At 70.9% G+C, this 17427-nt stretch carries 18 protein-coding genes; 5 read left to right on the plus strand and 13 right to left on the minus strand.

Translation table 11 applies throughout. The features are described 5' to 3' along the window. Positions 1 to 3 precede the first annotated feature (3 nt). The 3 genes from ACYQ1K_RS08595 to ACYQ1K_RS08605 are packed head-to-tail and all read right to left on the minus strand — an operon-like array spanning position 4 to position 3505. On the minus strand, positions 4 to 912 hold the full coding sequence (locus ACYQ1K_RS08595; protein ID WP_459982412.1) for a glycosyltransferase family 2 protein: 909 nt from the start codon (positions 910 to 912) through the stop codon (positions 4 to 6). Then, positions 909 to 1922, minus strand: a complete 1014-nt coding sequence (locus tag ACYQ1K_RS08600; RefSeq protein WP_459982413.1) for a glycosyltransferase family 2 protein — start codon at positions 1920 to 1922, stop codon at positions 909 to 911. Before ACYQ1K_RS08600 ends, ACYQ1K_RS08595 begins: the two co-directional genes overlap by 4 nt. A gap of 47 nt (positions 1923 to 1969) precedes the next feature. Further along, on the minus strand, positions 1970 to 3505 hold the full coding sequence (locus ACYQ1K_RS08605) for an LCP family protein (RefSeq protein WP_459982414.1): 1536 nt from the start codon (positions 3503 to 3505) through the stop codon (positions 1970 to 1972). Positions 3506 to 3652: 147 nt separating this feature from the next. Here ACYQ1K_RS08605 and ACYQ1K_RS08610 point away from each other — a divergent pair, with 147 nt between their 5' ends. Further along, positions 3653 to 4879, plus strand: a complete 1227-nt coding sequence (locus ACYQ1K_RS08610; RefSeq protein ID WP_459982415.1) for an LCP family protein — start codon at positions 3653 to 3655, stop codon at positions 4877 to 4879. 48 nt (positions 4880 to 4927) lie between these two features. Continuing rightward, entirely contained in the window at positions 4928 to 5107 is a 180-nt protein-coding gene (locus ACYQ1K_RS08615; RefSeq protein WP_459982416.1) for a hypothetical protein, read from the plus strand. On the opposite strand, the gene ACYQ1K_RS08620 is transcribed toward ACYQ1K_RS08615, so the two are convergent. Continuing rightward, positions 5044 to 6252, minus strand: coding sequence for a mechanosensitive ion channel family protein (locus tag ACYQ1K_RS08620; RefSeq protein ID WP_459982417.1), 1209 nt, complete (start codon positions 6250 to 6252; stop codon positions 5044 to 5046). The two genes, ACYQ1K_RS08615 and ACYQ1K_RS08620, sit on opposite strands and share 64 nt — an antisense overlap. Before the next feature lie 119 nt (positions 6253 to 6371). On the opposite strand from ACYQ1K_RS08620, the gene ACYQ1K_RS08625 reads away from it, so the two are divergent. Together ACYQ1K_RS08625 and ACYQ1K_RS08630 are read left to right on the plus strand one after the other, a co-directional pair. After that, positions 6372 to 8447 (plus strand): glycosyltransferase family 39 protein, encoded by a 2076-nt coding sequence (locus ACYQ1K_RS08625; protein WP_459982418.1) that lies wholly within the window; start codon positions 6372 to 6374, stop codon positions 8445 to 8447. Then, on the plus strand, positions 8444 to 9637 hold the full coding sequence (locus ACYQ1K_RS08630) for a bifunctional glycosyltransferase family 2/GtrA family protein (RefSeq protein ID WP_459982419.1): 1194 nt from the start codon (positions 8444 to 8446) through the stop codon (positions 9635 to 9637). Before ACYQ1K_RS08625 ends, ACYQ1K_RS08630 begins: the two co-directional genes overlap by 4 nt. Before the next feature lie 57 nt (positions 9638 to 9694). Here the strand turns inward: ACYQ1K_RS08630 and ACYQ1K_RS08635 are convergent, their stop codons facing one another. Together ACYQ1K_RS08635 and ACYQ1K_RS08640 are read right to left on the minus strand one after the other, a co-directional pair. Next, on the minus strand, positions 9695 to 10912 hold the full coding sequence (locus ACYQ1K_RS08635) for an arginine deiminase (RefSeq protein ID WP_459982420.1): 1218 nt from the start codon (positions 10910 to 10912) through the stop codon (positions 9695 to 9697). Between the two features lie 90 nt (positions 10913 to 11002). Further along, positions 11003 to 11929 carry a hypothetical protein gene (locus tag ACYQ1K_RS08640; protein WP_459982421.1) on the minus strand — a complete coding sequence of 309 codons (927 nt, stop codon included), beginning with the start codon at positions 11927 to 11929 and terminating at the stop codon, positions 11003 to 11005. A gap of 117 nt (positions 11930 to 12046) precedes the next feature. Here ACYQ1K_RS08640 and ACYQ1K_RS08645 point away from each other — a divergent pair, with 117 nt between their 5' ends. Further along, positions 12047 to 12469, plus strand: a complete 423-nt coding sequence (locus ACYQ1K_RS08645; protein ID WP_459982422.1) for a CoA-binding protein — start codon at positions 12047 to 12049, stop codon at positions 12467 to 12469. 36 nt (positions 12470 to 12505) lie between these two features. Here ACYQ1K_RS08645 and ACYQ1K_RS08650 read toward each other — a convergent pair whose 3' ends face one another. The 7 genes from ACYQ1K_RS08650 to ACYQ1K_RS08680 all read right to left on the minus strand — a co-directional run bounded on the left by ACYQ1K_RS08650 (position 12506) and on the right by ACYQ1K_RS08680 (position 17284). Next, on the minus strand, positions 12506 to 12661 hold the full coding sequence (locus ACYQ1K_RS08650) for a hypothetical protein (protein ID WP_459982423.1): 156 nt from the start codon (positions 12659 to 12661) through the stop codon (positions 12506 to 12508). A gap of 163 nt (positions 12662 to 12824) precedes the next feature. Next, complete coding sequence (purE, locus tag ACYQ1K_RS08655; protein ID WP_459982439.1) at positions 12825 to 13418, minus strand: 5-(carboxyamino)imidazole ribonucleotide mutase; 594 nt, start codon at positions 13416 to 13418, stop codon at positions 12825 to 12827. Then, positions 13352 to 14512 (minus strand): 5-(carboxyamino)imidazole ribonucleotide synthase, encoded by a 1161-nt coding sequence (locus ACYQ1K_RS08660; protein WP_459982424.1) that lies wholly within the window; start codon positions 14510 to 14512, stop codon positions 13352 to 13354. The genes purE and ACYQ1K_RS08660 overlap by 67 nt, the downstream gene beginning before the upstream one ends. Positions 14513 to 14573: 61 nt before the next feature. Beyond that, positions 14574 to 14888 (minus strand): winged helix-turn-helix domain-containing protein, encoded by a 315-nt coding sequence (locus ACYQ1K_RS08665; protein WP_459982426.1) that lies wholly within the window; start codon positions 14886 to 14888, stop codon positions 14574 to 14576. A gap of 97 nt (positions 14889 to 14985) precedes the next feature. After that, positions 14986 to 15960 carry an adenylate/guanylate cyclase domain-containing protein gene (locus ACYQ1K_RS08670; protein ID WP_459982427.1) on the minus strand — a complete coding sequence of 325 codons (975 nt, stop codon included), beginning with the start codon at positions 15958 to 15960 and terminating at the stop codon, positions 14986 to 14988. Further along, positions 15929 to 16441: a PH domain-containing protein gene (locus tag ACYQ1K_RS08675; RefSeq protein WP_459982429.1), complete on the minus strand. Its 513-nt coding sequence runs from the start codon at positions 16439 to 16441 to the stop codon at positions 15929 to 15931. Before ACYQ1K_RS08675 ends, ACYQ1K_RS08670 begins: the two co-directional genes overlap by 32 nt. Before the next feature lie 15 nt (positions 16442 to 16456). Beyond that, positions 16457 to 17284: a biotin--[acetyl-CoA-carboxylase] ligase gene (locus ACYQ1K_RS08680; RefSeq protein ID WP_459982430.1), complete on the minus strand. Its 828-nt coding sequence runs from the start codon at positions 17282 to 17284 to the stop codon at positions 16457 to 16459. Positions 17285 to 17427: the final 143 nt, after the last annotated feature.

Here is a 17427-nt window from a genome sequence, read left to right on the forward strand (position 1 = left end):
CGCTCAGTCTACGGACGTGGAGGGAAGGCTCCGCATTCCACGCGCCGACCGGATGGCGCGGATCACGTTGCGCGCCTCACCGCGGCGGCCCCGGACGAGGGCGAGCAGCGTGACGGCGGCGGCGATCGCCCACGGCTTCGCCCGCACCAGGACGTTCTCCCCGTAGCGCAGGTGGACGACGAACAGGTTGCGGTACATATAGAACCCCTTCCAGCTGCTCAGGTCGTGCTGCTGGCTGAAGTCGAGCTGGCGCACGAGGCGCGCGTCACGGACCGCCCAGATGCGGAACCCGGCGCGTCGGGCCCGCAGGGCGTAGTCGACGTCGTCGTAGAAGATGAAATACGACGCGTCGGGAAGCCCGATCGCCTCGACCACGCGCCGCGTGACCATGAACCCCTCGAAGGCGACGTTCGCGAGCTCCACCCGCTCCGGCATGCTGGCCCGGTCCGGGTAGGTGCTCATCACGCTCGCCTTCTTCGGCTTGATCGCGAGCGGGTTGCGCAGGTCGAAGCGCGTGGCGGCCAGCTCGATGAGACTGCCGTCGGGGCCCTCCCGCACCGCCATGACGCAGTCGGCGTCCCCCGGCCCGGCCGCGAGCAGCACGTCGAGGCAGTCCGGCGCGGGGACCACATCGTCGTCCATCAGCCAGATCCGGTCGAAGCCTGCGTCGTACGCGGCCTTCACGCCGGCGTGGAAGCCCCCGGCTCCCCCGAGGTTCTCCGGGCTGGTGATGACGCGCAGCCCCGCCAGCGTGCTCGACCCGAGGACCGCCGGGGTCTCGTCCGTGCTGGCGTTGTCCACCACGATCACCGCGTCGGCGGGCCGGTCCAGCGCCGCCAGACCCGCGAGCAGCCGCTCCAGCAGCGCCGCCCGGTTGTAGGTCACGACGACGACCGCGACGGTCTCGGTCATCGCAGGAACCTCTCGTGTCCGGTGAAGTCGCCACGCAGGCCGGCGTACATGGCCCGCGCACTCAGGACCAGACGTCCCAGGGACGGCCGCGTGAAGAGGTAGAACCACGCCGTCTTCGCCACGAACGCCAGGGCGTGCGGCCAGCCCTGGTAGTCGCGCTGGTTGAGGAGGTTGTTGCGCGCCATGCAGTAGTGCTTCAGGTCGGAGGGCGAGTGGTTGTAGGTCGTGGCCCCGAACATCATCGGCGTCCCGAGACTGCCCACCGACGGGTGCAGGAACCGTGCCGCCGCGACGGTCGCGATGCGTGCGCCGGCCGCCTCAGCCCGGAGGCGGAACTCATGGTCGTCACCCCAGATGAAGAAGTCGGCACGCGGGACGCCGATCCGCTCGACGAGCCCGCGCGTGACGAGGACGCCGTTGAACGGGATGACGATGCCCTCGATGACACCGCCGGCCGACCCGCTCGCCGCGTGCTCGACCGCGGCGACGTCGTGCACGACCCGAGTCCCGCCAGGGAGCCGGATCGGGAAGACCAACCGCTCGGGGGCGGCCTCGTTGACGACGACCGGCCCCCAGAAGTCGAGCCCACCTCGCTCCAGCAGCCGTTCGAGGCAGTCGGGGGCTGGCACGCCGTCGTCGTCCATGAGCCAGACCAGGTCAGCGCCGCGGTCGACGGCCCAGGCGACTCCCTCGGCGAACCCGCCGGCGCCTCCGGTGTTGGTCGCCAGGGTCCGACCGAGCACCCGGCGCTCGTGGTGACCGTCGGCGCCCTCCGCGCCGGGCTCCAGGCTCGCCAGCCACTCCGAGGTCCCGTCGGTCGAGGCGTTGTCCACGACCAGGACCTCGTCCACGGCCCGGACGGCGTCGAGACGCTCCAGCAGCCGCTGGAGGAGGGGAAGCCGGTTGTAGGTGACGACGACGGCGACGATCCGGCGCGCGGTGCCCGGGCCCGTGCCGAGACCGGGGCCGCGCTCCGGGTCGTCGCGGGCGCCGGACTGGGGGTGCGTCACGCGAGCAACCCTAGGTGTGGACGGACCGGAGACCCGAAAGGGCGTCCTCAGCAGGCCGCGGCGAGGTCGTCGGACTGGTTCGCCGCGTAGCCGGTCTTCAAGGAGCCGATCGAGCCGCCGGTGACGACCTCGGGCTGGCCGGACGGCGCCGCAGACGAGGAGCCACCGCTGCCGGACGTGCCGCCCGAGCCGCCTGTGCGGCCACTGCCCGCCGACGTGCCCGCAGCCGCCTTGCGCGAGGCTGCGGCCTTCGGCGGCTTCACGCCCTCGGCCCGGTCGATGGCCGTCGTGACCATCTGGCGGACCTTGGCGATGTCGGGGTGAGCCGTGACGATCGCGGGCGGCACGAGCGAGACGGTCGCGATCTTCTGGCTCTTCGCCTTCAGCGCCAGCGAGACGAACGTGCCGACCTCGCTGGCGGGGATGTTGGTGGAGACCATCGCCGATCCGGCCTTGGCGATCTGGTCGAAGTGCGTCAGCACGGTCTGAGGGCTGACCTGCGAGAGCATCGCGCTCATCACGCACTTCTGCCGAGCCATCCGCGAGTAGTCGTCGGAGTCGTGCCGGGCGCGGGCATACCAGAGCGTCTCCCAGCCGTTCAGCTTGCGCACGCCCGGCTTGAGATGGGTGTAGAACTTGTCGCCGGGGATGCCGACCGGGATGGCCTCACGGACGTTGAGCCTCACGCCGCCGACCGCGTCGACGAGCCCCTGGAAGCCCGAGAGGTTGACCATCGTCCAGTAGTTGATCTTGAGACCGGTGATGCCCTCGATGCCCTCGATCGTCGCCTCGATCCCCGGGTCGTCGTATCCCTTGAAGAGGTCGGGGTGGTCGCCGGCCCAGGTGCTCAGCGAGTTCAGGTAGCACCCGGCGCAGCGGTAGCCCTGCGGGAACTGCCGGCGCAGGACCGAGCCCTTCTCGAAGGGGAAGTCCGACATGTTGCGCGGCAGGCCGATGAGCACGGTCTTGCCGGTGCGTGCATCGATGGAGGCGATCGTCATGGAGTCGGTGCGCAGACCCCAGCGCGTCTTGCCGCCGTCGCTGTCGCCGCCGATGAGCAGGACGTTGAAGCGCCCGTCGTGGGCGCCCGAGACCTCGCTGCCGGCGAAGGTCGCGAGCATGGTGCTGCGCATCACACCGACGGTGTGTGAGCTGAAGAGGAGCACTCCGGCCACGACCAGGCACATCGCCCCGTTGACGCCGAGCAGGACGCGTCGGTGGCCGACCAGGAGCGAGAGCGGCTGGCCGATCCGCCAGGCGTCGACCAGCAGGGCAGCCCATGCGACGGCGAGGCCCATCAGGCCGAGCCGGAGCACCTCGAGGACCGACGGGTCGGCGAACGTGCGCAGGGCGCGCTCGTGGTCGACGGCGGTCATCACGAGCGACCCGGCAGCCACCAGCAGCAGGCCGATCCACACCCGGAGGGCAATGCGGCCGATGCGGGCGTTGCCGGCGATGATCTGAGCCGAGCCGGGGAGGACGAGTGTCATCACGAGGAGCGCGAACGCCCGCCGGTAGCGGACGCGAGCCGCACGGTCGGCGCAGGTGGTGCGGGCGGTGGGGAGGGGCCGGAGCTGCGACATGGGTGGCTCTCTGTGCAGTCTGCGCGAGACGGGGAAGATCAGGCGGTGCCTCGCCAGTATCACCAGTCACACCGGTCACGCCGCGCAGCGACACGCCTGCGCTCGTCGAGTCGGTCCCGACTGGGGACGGCCGGTACCTTCGACGCCATGGCAGACCGTCCCGGCACCTCAGGCGAGGGCCCTGACTTCGACTGGCTCTACGGCGGCCGAGGCCGCGGCAGCGCCTCCGAGAAGCCTGAGGCGACGCGTGCCATCCCGGTCCAGCCGCGCGCACAGACCCGGGCTCGGCAGGCCGACCCGACACAGGCCCGCCGTACCTCTGACCAACGCGCGCCTCGGCCGCCCGCGGCTCCCCCGCTCGCGCCCGCCCCCGGGGAGAGGAACAGCCCGGCGGGAGGCGGTCGTGGCCGCGGCCTCACGTTCAAGACGGTCCGCCGCGTGGTCTACCTGCTCGTGCTGATCTGGGTCGTCAGCCTGCTGTGGGTCGGCCTGTCGTTCCCGAAGGCGCTGACCCGCGTGGCCTGGGAGCCCGAGGGTGCTCGACCGGCCGACCAGCCCGGCACGACCTACCTCGTGGTGGCGAGCGACTCCCGCAAGGGCCTCTCGAAGGCCGAGCGCAGGAAGCTGCACACCGGCGGCGACGTCGGTCAGCGCACCGACACCATCAAGCTGCTCCACACCGGCAGCGGCCCGAACCTGCTGATGACGATCCCGCGCGACTCCTACGTGCCGATCCCGGGGCACGGCAGCACGAAGATCAACGCGGCCTTCGCCTACGGCGGCCCGAAGCTCCTCGTCAAGACGATCGAGCAGGACACCGGCATCCGGATCGACGGGTATGTCGAGATCGGCATGGGCGGCCTGGTCAACCTGGTCGACGGTGTCGGCGGCATCACGATCTGCCCGACGACGAACATGAACGACCCGCTCGCGAACCTCCACGTGAAGAAGGGCTGCCAGCCCGCCGACGGCGTGAAGGCGCTGGCCTACTCGCGGTCGCGGCACGCCCAGAAGCTCGGAGACCTCGGCCGCGGCGAGGCGCAGTCGGAGGTGATCGGGCAGATCGGCAAGAAGGTCGCCACTCCCAGCACGCTGCTCAACCCGTTCAAGCTCAGCGGGCTCAAGGACGCCGCCGCCGGGATCGCGGTCGGCAAGGACATGAGCACCCTCGACATCGCGAGGTTCGGGTGGGCGTTCAAGTCCGTGTCGAACGGGTCCGCGCTGACCTGCGGCGTGCCGATCTCCGACATGTACATCCACTGGGACCGTGCGCGGGCCAAGCGCATGTTCGACTACGTCATCGCCGACAGGACCCAGGACATCCCGAAGGGTCTCTGCACGCCGTCCGGGCTGCCGAAGTCGGTGACCGGGTGACCCCCTCGGACCTCCCGCGGGTGTTCCCGGACGAGTAGGTTCGACCTCATGACGAGTCAGCCTGAGGAGTTCGAGCCGGAGACCCGTGTCGACCCTGCTGAGGGCATCTGGGAGGGCGACGCGGTCGACACCCTGGAGTCCGAGGAGGCCGACGATCGCGAGCTCTACCTCGACTCCGAGCGCCGCGAGGAGCTGGTCGACCCCGACGACGAGGACGAGGAGTCGTAGGCTCCTGGGGCGCCGTCCCCGCTGCCACCCGCACGGGCGGCACGTCCCTCGGCGACGGGGTCGCCGGTGAAGAGACCGGAGCCGCTGGCGGGCTGCCGCAGGTACGGGTGGCTGCTCGACTCGACCAGCTCGGTGCGGGTGCGCGGCAGGGCGTCCTCGTCGTGGCGCTGGAGCCACCCGACGAGCTGCTCGCGCACGTGGCAGCGCAGGTCGAAGAGCGTCGGCGCGTCGCGCGCCGTGACGAGGACCCGCACCCGCACGTAGCCGGCCAGCGCGTCGGTCACCTGCAGCACCTTCACCCGGCCGTCCCAGAGCTCGGTGTCGGCGAGGATGCGGTCGAGAGCCGCACGCATCGCCTGGGTGTCGACCCGCCAGTCGACGTCGAGCTCGACGGCACCGAGGAGCTCGGAGGCATGCCGGGTCCAGTTCTCGAAGGGGTTCTGGGTGAAGTAGGTCGACGGCAGCATGAGCCGCCGGTCGTCCCACAGACGCAGCACGACGTAGGTGAGCGTGATCTCCTCGACCCAGCCCCACTGCTCCTCGACGATGACGGCGTCGTCGATGCGGAGCATGTCGCTGAAGGCGATCGTCATGCCAGCGAAGACGTTGGCCAGTGACGACTGGGCGGCGATGCCGACGATGACGGAGATCACGCCCGCCGAGGCCAGCAGGCTGGCGCCGAAGGTGCGGACCCCCGGGAAGGTGAAGAGCGCCACCGCGATGGCAAGGATGATGACCGCGACCACCGTCAGCCGGCGCAGGAGGAGCACCTGGGTCCGCAGCCGGCGGGCCGTGAGGTTGTTGGGGACGTCGGTGCGGTGGCGTCGCAGGCTGACGTCCTCGATGTAGATGAGCATCGCGCCGAGGAGCCAGGCGCCCGATGCGACGATGGCGATCCTCATCGTGTGCTGCACCGCGGGCCACCACTCCCACGCGCCGTACGGCGTGCGGGAGACCGCCACCGCGACGGCGACCACCCCCGCGAAGACGCGGAACGGCTTGCGCACGCTCCGCGCGAGCATGCTGCCGCGCGACCAGTATCGAGCCGCGACTCGGAAGACGACAGTGCCGAGCACGACGACGGCCAGCGCGGTCACACAGGCCGTCACACCGAAGGCGAGGAAGTCGGTCCAGGAGACGGTCATGTCCTGACCGGTGCGCAGCGGGATGCGGACCGAAACGCCCGACGGGACGTGTCGCCATGCACAGACGGTGCACAGGACGACGGAACCGGCACCACAGTTCGAGCCGTGACCGTGTCGACATGACCACACTCCTCACCCCTTCTCCCCAGGCAGGGGCGCCGACCGCCGTACCCGAGCGTTGGTCCAGGTGGGGCCGTCACGGCTCGCTCCTCGCCCTGCTCACCGGCACCGGCGTCCTCTACCTGTGGACGCTGTCGGAGTCGGGCTACGCCAACTCCTTCTACTCCGCGGCCGCGCAGGCCGGGTCGCAGAGCTGGAAGGCCTTCTTCTTCGGATCCCTCGACGCCGGCAACTCGATCACCGTGGACAAGCCACCGGCCGCACTCTGGCTGATGGACCTCTCCGTCCGGTTCTTCGGGCTCAGCCCGTGGAGCGTCCTCGTGCCGGAAGCGCTCCTCGGCGTCGCCACGGTCGGTCTCGTCTACGCCGGCGTATGCCGCACCGGTGGCCACGCCGCGGGCCTCGTGGCCGGCGCGGCCACAGCGCTGACACCGTCGGCCGCCCTCATGTTCCGCTTCAACAACCCCGACGCGCTCCTGCTGTTCCTGCTCGTCGCGGCCGGCTATGCGACGCTGCGGGCGGCGGAGGCGGCCCGCGGCCGCTGGCTGGTCCTCGCCGGCGCCCTCGTGGGCCTCGCCTTCCTCACCAAGATGCTGCAGGCGTTCCTGGTCCTGCCGGCCTTCGCTCTCGTCTACCTGCTCGCGGCACCGACGTCCTTGCGACGTCGGCTGCTGCACCTCCTCGGAGCCTTCGCCGCCTTGGTCGCCAGCGCCGGATGGTGGATCGCGATCGTCGAGCTGGTCCCCGCCTCCGCACGGCCCTTCATCGACGGCTCCACCGACAACTCGATCCTCCAGCTCGTCATCGGCTACAACGGGCTCGGGCGGATCACCGGCGCCGAGACGGGTGGCCTCGGCAACGGCGGCTTCAGCAGCGGGGTCGGCCCGTTGCGCATCTTCCAGGGCGTCTCGGGCGGCATGGTCAGCTGGCTGATGCCCGCGGCCCTCATGCTCGCAGTGGCGGGCGTCGCCTTCCGCGGCCGCGCCCCGCGCACCGACGGGCTGCGCGCGGCGCTGCTTCTCAACGGCCTCGCGATGATCACGACGGCGGGCGTGTTCTCCTTCATGGCCGGCATCTACCACGACTACTACACCGTCGCTCTGGCCCCGTGGATCGCCGGCACCGCCGTGCTCGGCTGGGTGGCCGTCTGGCGGGAGCGTCGACTGCTCGCCGCCCGGCTGGTCCTGATCGCGGCCGTGCTCGCCTCGACCGCGTGGGCGTTCACGCTGCTCGGACAGTCCGGGCAGCAGCCGTATGACGCCCTGCGATGGGTCGTCCTCGTCTCCGGCTTTACCACGACCGCCGCGCTGCTGGTGGCCGACCGCCTGAGCCACGCGTTGACCGCAGGCGTGCTGGGCGTCGTGCTCGTCAGCGGGTTGACCGGGCCGGCGGCGTACGCCGTCGACACGGTGGTGACGCCGCACACCGGCTCGATCGTGACGGCCGGTCCGGTGAGCTCCAGGGGCGGTCCCGGCGGCGGCTTCGGTCGGCAGGGCGGACCAGGTGGCTTCCCCGGCGGCCTGCGTGGCCTCCCCGGTGGGCAGCCAGGTGCTCGCCCGAACGGCGCTCCCGGCGGCGTCGTCGGTGGTCGGACGGGCGGCATGCCTCGAGGTGGCGGCCTGGGCGGGGTCCTCGGGGGCTCGACGGTCTCCTCCGACCTGAAGGCGATGCTGCTCGACGACGCCGGGAGCTACACCTGGGTCGCAGCGACGACCGGCGCCCAGAGCGCCGCGAGCTACCAGCTGGCCACCGGCGAGCCGGTCATGGCGATGGGCGGCTTCAACGGCACTGCGGGCAGCCCCACGCTCGCCCAGTTCCAGTCCTACGTCGCCGAGGCCAAGGTCCACTACTTCATCAGCGGCGGAGGGATAGGCGGGACGGGCGCGATGGGCCGGATGGGCGGCATGCGCGGCGGACAGGGTGGCTCCTTGACCCAGGCGTCGCAGATCGCGACATGGGTGAGCGAGAGCTTCACCGCGAAGACGGTCGACGGCGTGACGGTCTACGACCTCACCCAGCCGGCGTCGGGCTCGCCGAACGCCTCCGGCGACGCCACGACGGGGGTCAGCTCGTGACGGCGCTCGCCCGGGAGCCGTGGGCGGACGACACGCTCGCCATCGCCACCGCGGTGGAGCTGGTGATCCCCGTCCACAACGAAGAGCACGTCCTCGAGCGGTCCGTGCGACGTCTTGACGACTACCTGTGTGGGCTCCCCTATCGCTGCCGAATCGTCATCGCCGACAACGCGAGCACGGACGGGACGTGGCGCGTCGCGGAAGAGCTGGCGGCCGCGCTCCCGAGGGTGCGCGCGCTGCACCTGGCGGACAAGGGCCGCGGGCGGGCGCTCAAGGCCGCCTGGGCGACGTCGACCGCCGAGGTGGTCGGCTACATGGACGTCGACCTGTCCACCGACCTACGGGCCATCGCGCCCCTGGTCGCCCCCTTGCTCAGCGGGCACTCCGACCTCGCGATCGGCAGCCGCCTCGCGCGCGGCAGCCGCGTCGTGCGTGGGCCCAAGCGGGAGATCATCTCGCGCTGCTACAACCTCCTGCTGCGTGGCGTGCTGGCGACCTCCTTCAGCGACGCCCAGTGCGGCTTCAAGGCGATCCGTCGCGACGTGGCCGAGCGACTGGTGCCCCAGGTCCAGGACGGAGGCTGGTTCTTCGACACCGAGCTGCTCGTGCTCGCCGAGGAGGCCGGCCTGCGGATCCACGAGGTCCCGGTCGACTGGAACGACGACCCGGACTCCCGGGTCGACATCGTCACAACGGCCCTCGACGACCTGCGCGGCGTTCGCCGCCTGTTCACCGGCCTCGCCTCAGGTCGGATCGCGGTCGACCGGATCGACGTGGACCGGGTCGTGCCGACCCGACAGCCCGATGCGGGGCTGCCGGCCCAGGTCGTCATGTTCGCGGCGATCGGGTTGTTCAGCACGCTCGCGTACCTGGTGCTCTACCTCGGACTGCGGCTGCCGTTCGGGGCTCAGGCCGCCAACCTGCTCGCGCTGCTCGTCACCACGGTCGCCAACACCGCGGTGAACCGACGTCTGACCTTCGGCATCAGGGCACGTCGCGGCGTCGTGCGACATCACGCCGCGGGGCTGGCGGCGTTCGCGGTCGGACTGGCGCTCACCTGCGGCTCACTTGCCCTGCTGCACAGCTGGGCGACGAGCCCGAGCCGGGCCGCGGAGCTGACCGTGCTGGTGCTGGCCAACGCAGTCACCACGCTGCTGCGGTTCGGGGCACTCAGGCGTGTGATGGGGTGAGGGTCCGACGCAGGCAGCCGATCGGCCACGGCTGAAGAGCCGTGCGGACGCCTCCTCTCACGAGGCCGCGGCCCGCTCGACCGGACAGCTCATGCACCGGGGTCCGCCGCGGCCGCGGCCGAGCTCGCTGCCCTGGATGGCCACGACCTCGATCCCATGCCGCTCCAGCATCGTGTTCGTCGCGACGTTGCGCTCGTAGGCGATGACGACCCCAGGACGCACGGCGAGCAGGTTGCAGCCGTCGTCCCACTGCTCCCGCGCAGCCGTGTGGTCGTCGTGCGCCGGCGCAAGGAAGCGAACGTCGTCCCGGCCGAGCGCCGAGGCGATCGTGTGGCGCATCCGCTCGGGCGGATGAACGGTGATGGCCAGCTCCTTGTCGTTGTCGCCTGGCTCGATCGTGTAGGCGGGCCGGTCGCCGAGCCCGGCGAACGTCACGAAGGTCCGCTCGTCGGCCATCGTCATGACCGTGTCCAGGTGCATGAACGCCCGCTGCCGGGGCAGGGCCAGTGCCACGATCCGCTCGGCGGCACCGCGGGCGAAGAGCCTCAGCGCCATCCGCTCGATGCCTTGCGGCGTGGTCCGCTCGCTCATCCCGACGAGCAGCGCTCCTCCGCCCAGCACCAGGATGTCGCCGCCCTCGAGACTCGCCGGCGCGTCGACCGCACCGTCGGTCCACCGCGGCACGGCGTCTGAGAACCGCGGATGCCAGCGGTAGATCGCCTCATAGTGCAGTGTCTCCCTCATCCGCGCCCGCCTGCGCATGGCGTTGACGCTCACCCCGCCATAGATCCACGCCGACGGGTCGCGCGTGAAGAGATGGTTGGGCAGCGGGGCGACGAGCATGTCGTCCATCCCCATGCCGCGCACCACCAGTGACGGCGGCTCCTCGACGTGCTCGAGGAGCTCGCGCTTCGACATCCCTGCGACGAGGTGCTGCGCGGCCGTCGGGGCGTCCATCCCGGCGAGGAGGTTGTAGAGCGAGTCGAGCGCCAGCGGCCCGTGGACGCGCTCGTCGAGCGCCCGGTCGAGCACATGCTTGCGGGCCTCGGGCACCGCCAACGTCTCGCTCAGCAGGTCGGTGAGCAGGTGCACCTTGACGTCGAGGGCCCGCAGCGTCGCAGCGAAGCCGTCATGCTCGTGCTGTGCCCGCTCCACCCAGACGACCTCGTCGAAGAGGTAGTCGTCCTTGTTGCCCGGCGTCAGTCGCTCCAGCTCGCGCCCCGGCCGATGCAGGATGACCTCCTGCAGCCGACCGACCTCGGATTGCACCGCCATGAGACGTCAGTACCCAGCCGCAGTCCTCCTGGGGCCTGCCCACCGCGGAAACGTCGGCCGGTCGACCCGGCGGCGGGAGACCGCGGGCCCTCAGCCCTTGACGCGCAGAGCGACCATGCGGGTCTTGGGGCGTGCCTTGCCGCCGCCGAGGTAGACGAGCTTGACCCAGTAGTGGCCGGGGTAGAACCGCAAGGTCCGCAGGGTGGCCTTGCCGTGGCGGAGGTTGCGCTGCCCGATCTTCATGGCTCCGTAGCAGGCGATGACCGTGCCGCGGGCGGGCTTGCGGCGCGACGTCGCAGCGACCTTCACCGACGGCCGCCGCTTCCAGGAGACCTTGCCCGCCTTCGCCGACAGCTTCGTCGGGCGCTGCCCCGCACGGGCGCGAGGCGCGGTCACGCACGGGTTGGGCCTCGACGGGTTGACGACCGCCTCCGAGCCGCCGCCGGGGGTGACCGGTCCACGGCCGCCGCCGTCGGTGCCCGGGCCCCCGGGGTTCGCGGGAGCGGTGACCAGCAGCGTCGTGATGACGTCGTCGGCGCCCTTGATCGTGCAGCTCGCCGTGCCCAGGAGACCGTGGACGGTCAGCGACGGGGGCAGTGTGACCGGGAAGCTCCCCGCGGTGTCAGGCACCGGAAGTGCCGGGACCGACACGGCACCGCTCGAGGCCACGGCGCCCTGGTAGGTGTCACCGGCGAGCGTGACCGCCAGACCACCGGCGCCGAGAAGGCTGCTCGCGGCACCGCCCAGCGACGAGAGCAGACCTTGAACGCCGAGCGTCCCCGAGATCTGCCCCAACGTTCCGCCGACAGGGACCGTGACACTGTCGAGGACGTCCAGGTTCACCGGCATGTCGACCGGCGGCAGCGTCACCGGCACGACGCCACCCAGCGTCGGGACGCAGGAGTAGATCGCGACAGGATGCGCCGCAGCGCCCGCCGGTGTCGGCGCGGCCGCGAGCGCACCTGCGACCAGGGCGGCGCTGAGTCCCGAGCCGAGCAGGCGAAGCCTGTGTGACATGAGTTCCTCCCCCGGGACGCCGAGACGACGTCGATACCTGAGGGGATTCTGTGACCATCCGCTACCGTTTGGTAGTCCTGACTTTACCTTTCAGGGTCCCGGGCTACGGTTGGGACCATGAGGCCCTGGCTCGACCCCGAGGCGATCCACTTCATGCTGGACGACTGCAAGACCTGGGCGGTCGTCGGACTCTCGGGCGACCCGAGCCGGACGGCGTACTCGATCGCCGACCTCCTGCAGCGACGCGGCAAGCGGATCGTCCCGATCCACCCCGCCGCGGCGTCGGGGAGTCTCGAGGTGCTCGGCGAGAAGGCCTACGCGACCCTGGCCGACGTGCCGTTCCCGATCGACGTGGTCGATGTCTTCCGCCGCTCCGAGGCGGCCGGTGAGTTCGCCGACGAGGCCGTCCAGATCGGCGCACAGGCGGTGTGGTTCCAGCTCGGCGTGGTCGACCATGACGCCTTCGAGCGCACGACGGCCGCCGGCCTGCGCATGGTGATGGACACCTGCCCCGCGATCGAGTGGGCCAGGCGTCCCTGAGTCAAGGACCTGAGGGCCCGGCGGCTCGCCAGCGCGTCAGTCCGGCGGCTCGGGCGGCTGCGCGTCCGGCTTCGGCTCGGGCATCGGGTCGGGGCCGGGCGTCGGGTCGGGGATGTCGGGTCCGGGCTCAGGGATCCCGCCGGGGTAGGGATCCGTGCCGGGCTCGGTCGGAGGGACGGGTGTCGTCGTCATGCCTGCCCGGTAACCGGCCCGCGGCCGGCCATGTGAAGGGCACGTTGCCGTTTGCCATGCGCCTCGACGGGGACCGAGCCAGGGTGAAGACCACGACGGCGCGGAGGTCGCTACCACCGCAGACTCGTTCCTCGGCTGAGGCGCGAGGACCGTCGAGTCGGGGTCAGTCGCGGTGCGCCTCGCGTCGGACGACCTCACCCTTCGCGTGCGCGGCTGCCTTGAGCGAACCCTGGAACTCGACGACCTTGGCCTGCAGCGCCGGGTCGGTCGCCGCCAGGATGCGGACGGCGAGGAGACCTGCGTTGCGCGCGTTGCCGATCGAGACCGTGGCGACCGGGACGCCGGCCGGCATCTGCACGATGGAGAGCAGCGAGTCCATGCCGTCGAGATACTTCAGCGGCACGGGTACGCCGATCACCGGCAGCGGCGTCACTGCGGCCAGCATGCCCGGGAGGTGGGCCGCTCCGCCTGCTCCGGCGATGATGACCGAGAGTCCACGCTCGTGGGCGCGCTTGCCGTAGTCGATCATCTCCTCGGGCATGCGGTGCGCCGAGACGACGTCGGCCTCGTAGGAGATGCCGAACTCCGTCAGCGCCTCCGCCGCAGCTCGCATCACCGGCCAGTCCGAGTCCGAGCCCATCACGATTCCGACGGCCGCGCCTTGGCCGACCTCGTCGATGCCCACCACCGTCACTCGCTCTCGTTGCCCAGGTCGCCGGCGAACCAGGCGGCTGCGTGCCGCGCCCGCTCGAGGCAGTCCTCGAGGTCCTCGCCGTAGGTGTTGACGTGCCCGACCTTCCGGCCGGGGCGCAGCTCCTTGCCGTAGAGGTGCACCCGGAGGTGCGGGTCGCGGGCGAGCGCATGCGGGAACCCGTCGAAGAGCCGGCCGGCATCCGGGTTCTCACCACCGAGGATGTTCACCATCACCGTCCAGCCCTGTCGGGGCGCCGGCGAGCCGAGGGGCAGGTCCATGACGGCCCGCAGATGGTTCTCGAACTGCGAGGTCTCGGCGCCGTCCTGCGTCCAGTGACCGGTGTTGTGCGGCCGCATGGCGAGCTCGTTGACGAGGATCCGGCCGTCGGTCGTCTCGAAGAGCTCCACCGCGAGGATGCCCGTGACGCCCAGCTCGCCGGCCACACGCAGGGCGATCGACTGGGCCTGACCGGCGAGCTCGTCGGAGAGATCCGGGGCGGGCGCGACGACCTCGTGGCAGATGCCATCGCGCTGCGTCGTCTGCACGACCGGGTATGACGCCGCCTGACCACTCGGCGAGCGCGCGACGATCGCGGAGAGCTCCCGGCGGAAGTCGACGAGCTCCTCGGCGAGGATGCGCACGCCGCTGCGCGCGGCCACCGCGAAGGGCTCCGCGGCGTCGGCGGTTGAGCGGACCAGCCACACGCCCTTGCCGTCGTACCCGCCCCGCGTGGTCTTGAGGACGCAGGGGAAGCCGAACGCCTCGACCTCCTCGACGCTCGCGACGATGCTGTTGCGTGGACAGGGCACGCCGAGCTCGGCCAGCCGCTCCCGCATGAGGCCCTTGTCCTGGGCGAACACGAGCGCCTCAGGGCCCGGGCGCACCGCCACGCCGGCCCGCTCCAGGGCGTGGAGATGCTCCGTCGGCACATGCTCGTGATCGAAGGTCACGGCCGCACATCCGTCGGTGACCTTCAGCAGGGTGTCCAGGTCGCGGTAGTCGCCGACGACGTGGTCGCCGATGACCTGCGCGGCCGAGACTCCGTCGGCCTCGGCGAGCAGTCGCAGCGGCAGTCCGAGTGCGATGGCCGGCTGCGCCATCATGCGCGCGAGCTGGCCACCGCCGATGACGGCGAGGGTGGGGGCTGACACCGGCACAGGCTATCGGTTGTGCCGCGTCGAACCGCGCTCGCTCCGCTCGCGCAACCCAGACGGTGCCTCAGGCGACGGGCACGGGCCCCAGCTCGAAGCGGAGGCCCTTGCCGCGCACCGTCGTGATCAGGTGGGGGTGCCGACTGTCGTCGCCGATCTTGCGGCGGACCCAGCCCAAGTGCACGTCGATGGTCTTGGACGAGGTCCAGAACCGCGTCGCCCAGACGTCCTGCATGAGCTCGTCGCGGCTGACGATCGTGCCGGCGTTGCTGATGAGCTTGTGCAGGAGGTCGAACTCCTTGCGCGACAGCCTGATCTCCTCGTCTCCGCGCCAGGCGCGTCGGGCGTCGGCGTCGAGACGAATGTCCTGAACCTGGATCACAAGCAAAATGTAGGCAGCCCATCGACGAATGATCGCCGGTTTGCTCGTTCCTGCCAGTGGCATCTTCATGCCACTCGTTTCGCTCAGGTGTCAGGCATCAGTTCCGACGGACGGCGACGGGTTCGACGATCCCGAAGCCCCGCACGGGACGCGCCGGAAGTCGGCGGGTCTCGAACTGATCGGAGGGCAGCCGCGCAGCCGTCGTCTCGTCGATGATGATCCGATTGCGCCTGGCGACGGCCGTCAGCCTGGCAGCCATGTTGACCGGTGGCCCGAACACGTCGCCGAGGCGGGTGACCACCGAGCCGGTGGCGAGCCCGAGCCGTACGTCAGGCATGCGCGGATCGCGCCCGATGACGTTGATGATCCCCTCGGCGGTGTCGTAGGCCCGGATCGGGTCGTCGTTCACGAACAGCACGGAGTCGCCCAGACTCTTGATGACGCGACCTTGCTGCACGGCGATGACGTCGGCGCAGCGGGACTCGAACAGTTCGACCAGGTCCCCGATCTTCTCCTGGGTCAGCGTGTTCGAGAGCGCCGTGAACGAGACGATGTCAGCGAATCCCACGGTCACCTGGGTCGTGCCGAGGTCCTCGGCCTCCGATGCCTCGAGGCGCGCGAGCGCAGCGCTCATGTGACGCCTCCAGGCATAGGTGAGAAGGCCCTCGAAGCGCTTGTTGAACTCGTCGGTGACGGCCGCCGTCACCTGCGACAGCCCGGGCCGGTCGTCGAGCCGGCCGAGCGACTCGAGGTGATGGACCATGGCCGAGATCTCCCAGTCGGAGAGCCGCGCCATGGTCAGACCCACGCCCCGCGTCAGGTTGACCGCGACGTCGAAGTCGATGATGCCCGAGGCGAGGATGTCCGAGAGCGTCGAGAGCGCCCCGAGATCGTCCTCGGTGTAGAACGCCTCGTCGCCTGACTCCGGGAAGCCCAGCGCGCGCCACAGCTTCTTGGCCTGGTCGACGGTGACGCCGGCACGCTCGGCGACTTCCGACGCCGTCAGGCGCAGGCCCTCGGGACTCGGTTCCACCACGGGCTCAGACACCCTCGTCGTGCTGGACTCGCTCACCCACGCGGTCCTCGAGGCCGTCGAGGAGCTCATGGAGCTTGCGCTGCGTCGCCTCGACGTCGGGGATGTCGTGGAGCACCACCTGCCCGTGCGTGCTGGCGTCGCTGATGATGAGCGTCCCGCAGCCGAGGAGACGGTCGATCGGGCCGAGCTCGTAGGCGACGTCGCTGATCCGGCTCAGGGGGATGTCGTGCCCGCGGCGGGTGATCACGCCGCGGCGCGTGATGAGGCGGCGGGTCGTCACGGTGTAGGTCGCCGAGGCCCAGATGAGCACCGGTCGCACGACCCACCACAGGACTCCGACGACCGCGAGGAACCACACCACGAGGGCGGCGGCTCCCGGCAGCTCGATCTGACCCGCCACGCCCATCGCGAGACCGATGACGAGCACGATCAGCGGCAGGAGGAGTGCCTTGACATGCGTCCTGGTGGTCAGGACGACCGTCTCGCCCTCGTTCAGGAGCTTCCTGGAGATCCCCACGGCCGCATCATGTCACTACCCCGCAGCGCGGAGGTGAACCACGTCACCGGCCCCGACCGCCTGCTCGCCCTCTGCCGTGGAGATGACGATGCGTCCCTGCTCGTCGATGCGGGTCGCCGTCCCGATCAGGACTCCCCCGCCCGGGAGCTCCGCCCGCACCTCGCGGCCGAGGGTCAGGCTCGCCGTGGCGTACGCCGGCCGGAGCGCCTCCGGGTCGGCCACCCAGTCCGCGTAGTGACCGAAGAGCCCGCGCAGGAGGTGCAGCAGCACCGCCGAACGGTCCACCGGGGAGCCCGACTCGAGCATCAGGGACGTGGCCGTCGGCACCGGCAGCTCGTCGGACGTCAAGGAGGTGTTGAGGCCGATCCCTACGATCGCCGCCGGCCCGTCGGACGTCTCGACGCGCTCGACGAGGATGCCGCAGACCTTCCGCTCGTCGCCGGCCGCGGTGCGGAGCAGGACGTCGTTCGGCCACTTCACGCCAGCGCCGTACCCCTCCTCGCGCAGGACCGAGGTGACCGCCAGACCGGTGAGCAGCGGCAGCCAGGGCCAGCGCCCCGGGGGCACCTGCGCCACGGGCGGCCGGAGCAGCACCGAGAAGGTGAGGGCCGAGCGCGGCGGCGTCTCCCAGGTGCGGTCCAGACGTCCCCGGCCAGCCGTCTGGTGCTCGGTGACGATCACCAGGCCCTCCGGCGCGCCGTCACGTGCACGCTCGGCGAGCACGGCGTTGGTGGAGGGGGTCTCGGACAGGATCTCGACGACGAAGTCGCCCGCCTGCACATCGGAGCTCGTGGCGATCCTCACAGAATCGAGGGGTGCTCGGCCATTCGTGTCCTGGGTCACGGGGACTAGTCTGCCCGTTTGTGACCGCCTCCTCTGCGCAGCCTGATGAGTCCGTTCCCGATCTGCACACGACGGCGGGGAAGCTGGCCGACCTCGACCGGCGTATCGACGAGGCGGTCCATGCCGGGTCGGCCAAGGCGGTG

Source organism: Nocardioides sp. AN3, from assembly GCF_054653495.1.